Raw genomic sequence first — 3,323 nt, 5'->3', positions numbered from 1 at the left:
TTAACTCTTGAAAATTAATTTGTACTTAGTTTTTCCCGCGCTTACTTTGGAAAAACATATTACGTTAATTTTTAAGAGTTTCTTAAGATCTATTGGACACAACAAAGTTACTCAATCATAAGGTTAATATTATTTTGAGAGGGTGCTTGCCTGTTGCTTGAAAAAACACCCTCTGAATGATTGGAAATGGAGCCGGCGCGTGATTTGCGTCGGCTCCATCTTTTTTGCGATTTCTCAGAAACTGTCTGAATTCAGATGATACGGATTTTGAGAGAGGATGTCAGACTGCGATGTCAGATGTATTTTGTGTATGTCAAATTCGTGACCCAAAATTTGGAAATTATGGCTTTGAATTGTAATTTTGTCGATTGATGAACGATGAAAAGCGAAAAAGCGAAGCTGAAAACCGTCTGCGCAGGTATCTGTCTCAGCATCACCTGCGTTGCACTCCGGAGCGTTTGGCGATACTTGGAGCAGTGACAGACGCCCGCGGGCCTTTCTCTCCTGCCGATCTTTTTCGGGTGATTTCTGAAAAGGATTTCAGACTCAGTCAGGCCACGGTCTACAACACGCTCAAGCTCCTTGAGGCAGCAGACGTGGTCAGGCGTCGTCCGACTTCCGACGGGGTCGACACCTACGAATCAACTTCGCGTGTCGACGAGCACATGACTCTGCTCTGTTCGCGTTGCGGACGTTCCCGCGAGCTTCGCGATGCAGAGCTGACAAAGCTCCTTAAGCTCAGACGCTATCCTTCGTTCGTCATGAGCGGTTTTGATCTCTACATCCACGGTCTGTGCTCACGTTGCCGTGGAGGGGGACGCAGCCGCCGAAATTCTAAAGAGAAATAAACATTACACAGTATAAATCATAGAACTTAAGTAAAAATCATGAAAGTTGACGTGCTTCTCGGTCTCCAGTGGGGCGACGAGGGAAAAGGAAAGGTTGTCGATGTGCTGACCCCGCGCTACGATGCAGTAGCCCGCTTCCAGGGCGGTCCGAATGCCGGCCACACATTAGAGTTCGAAGGCAAGAAATATGTCCTCCGTTCAATTCCTTCCGGCATTTTTCAGCATGGCCAGATCAACATCATCGGCAACGGTGTCGTTCTTGACCCCGTCCTCTTCAAGCAGGAAGCCGAAGAGCTGGAAAAAAGCGGTGTGGATTTGCGCTCGATCCTTAAAATCTCAAAGAAAGTACATCTCATAACTCCGACCCACCGTCTGCTCGACGCTGCAAATGAAAAGGCCAAAGGCGGCAAAAAGATCGGTACCACCGGCAAAGGCATCGGCCCGACCTATACCGACAAGATTTCGCGCAACGGTCTGCGTCTCGGCGACGTCTTCCATAACTTCAAGGAAAAATACTCGACCCTGCGTCAGCGTCATCTCGAAATGCTCGCATCGCTGGGTGCGACTCCCGACAATCTTGAGCAGCTGGAGGAGACATGGATGGACGCTATTGTCTATCTCAAAGGTTTCGGTATTGTCGACTCTGAGTTCCTGATCAACCAGCTTCTCGCTGAAGGCAAGAGTGTGCTCTGCGAAGGCGCTCAGGGAACTCTCCTTGACATCGACTTCGGCTCATATCCCTTCGTGACATCTTCCAACACCATCAGTGCGGGCGCATGTTCCGGCCTTGGTGTGGCCCCCAACAAGATCGGCGAGGTATTCGGCATCTTCAAGGCCTACTGCACCCGCGTCGGCAGCGGCCCGTTCCCGACAGAGCTTTTCGACGCAACCGGTAAGCGCATCCGCGATCTCGGCCATGAATATGGCGCTGTCACCGGACGTGAACGCCGCTGCGGCTGGATCGACCTCGTAGCCCTCCGCTATGCCATCATGCTCAACGGCGTGACCCAGCTCATCATGATGAAGAGCGACGTCCTTGACGATTTCGACGAGATCAAAGCCTGTGTGGCCTACAAGATCAACGGTCGCGAGACTTCGCAGTTCCCCTTCTCGATCGACGAAAGCATCGAGCCGGTCTATGCCACTCTTCCGGGCTGGAAGACCGACATGACTGCAATGCAGAGCGAGTCTGAGTTCCCCTCACAGTTCAGCGACTACATCGCCTTCCTTGAAAAGGAACTCGCAACCCCGATCACCATCGTCTCTATCGGTCCTGACAGAAAACAGACAATTATCCGCGACAGAAAGGCTTGAAAAAGCCTTTCATGCCGCGGCATGATATAAACACAACCCATAACCTTAAACCCAAACACATCTAAACCATGGCAAAAGTCAAACCGTTCAAAGGGATTCGCCCCCCGCGTGAAATGGTCACCCGTGTCGCATCCCGTCCTTACGACGTCCTTAATTCCGACGAGGCCCGTCGCGAGGCCGAAGGCAACCCCAGCTCGCTTTATCATATCATAAAGCCTGAGATCGACTTCGAACCCGGCACCGACGAACATGATCCCAAAGTCTATGACAAAGCCGTAGAAAACTTTAATGCGTTCCGCGCCAACGGATGGCTTGTTCAGGACGAGAAGGACCATTACTATATCTATGCCCAGACAATGAACGGCCGCACGCAGTATGGCATCGTTATTGCCGCCAACGTCGCCGACTACATGGAAGGCCGCATCAAGAAGCATGAGCTTACCCGCCGCGACAAGGAGGAAGACCGCATGAAACATGTGCGTATCAACAATGCCAACGTCGAGCCGGTGTTCTTCGCTTTCCCCGACAACGAACCCCTCCAGAAAATCATTGACACAGTCACTGCCGGCGAGGCTGAATATGACTTCACCGCTCCTGACGGTTTCGGCCATCACTTCTGGGTGGTTGAAGATCCGGAAATGATCCGTTGCATCACCGAGGAATTTGAAAAAATCCCTTATCTCTACATCGCAGACGGTCACCACCGTTCGGCTGCCGCAGCTCTTGTAGGCCATGAAAAGGCTCTTGCCAATCCTGCCCACACAGGTGACGAGGAGTACAACTATTTCCTCGCTGTGGCTTTCCCTGCATCTCATCTCAACATCATTGACTACAACCGTGTTGTCAAGGATCTCAACGGCCTGACCGCCGCTCAGTTCCTCGACCGTGTGGCCGAAAACTTTGTAGTTGAGGAAAAAGGTGCTGACGAATATCGCCCGCAGGCTCTCCATAACTTCGCCCTCTATCTTGACGGCAAGTGGTACTCGCTGACCGCAAAACCGGGCACCTACAATGACAGTGATCCCATCGGAGTGCTTGACGTGACCATCTCCAGTGACCTCATCCTGCGCGACATCCTTGGTATAACAGACCTCCGCAGCGACAAGCGCATTGACTTCGTCGGCGGCATCCGTGGTCTCGGCGAACTCAAACAGCGTGTCG

At 51.9% G+C, this 3,323-nt stretch carries 3 protein-coding genes; all 3 read left to right on the top strand.

Going from position 1 to position 3,323, the window contains the following annotated elements:
* The first annotated feature begins 371 nt into the window (after positions 1 to 371).
* A complete protein-coding gene (locus tag K2H17_RS08385) occupies positions 372 to 848 on the top strand; it encodes a transcriptional repressor (protein WP_300133704.1) in 477 nt (158 codons plus the stop codon).
* Positions 849 to 887: 39 nt separating this feature from the next.
* Positions 888 to 2,162: an adenylosuccinate synthase gene (locus K2H17_RS08380; RefSeq protein WP_300133702.1), complete on the top strand. Its 1,275-nt coding sequence runs from the start codon at positions 888 to 890 to the stop codon at positions 2,160 to 2,162.
* 68 nt (positions 2,163 to 2,230) lie between these two features.
* Positions 2,231 to 3,323 (top strand): DUF1015 domain-containing protein (locus K2H17_RS08375; RefSeq protein WP_300133700.1); only part of this gene is annotated, 1,093 nt, incomplete at its 3' end.

The sequence above is a fragment of the Duncaniella sp. genome, assembly GCF_029054785.1.
In the GTDB taxonomy this organism is placed as follows: Bacteria; Bacteroidota; Bacteroidia; order Bacteroidales; family Muribaculaceae; genus Duncaniella.
Note: the sequence above shows the minus strand (reverse complement) of the source record. Positions and strands in the feature narration are given on the sequence as shown.

Excerpts from the sequence above, each read along its gene's own strand:
- K2H17_RS08385 (WP_300133704.1), top strand. The coding sequence starts at position 372 with ATGAACGATGAAAAGCGAAAAAGCGAAGCTGAAAACCGTCTGCGCAGG.
- K2H17_RS08380 (WP_300133702.1), top strand. The coding sequence starts at position 888 with ATGAAAGTTGACGTGCTTCTCGGTCTCCAGTGGGGCGACGAGGGAAAA.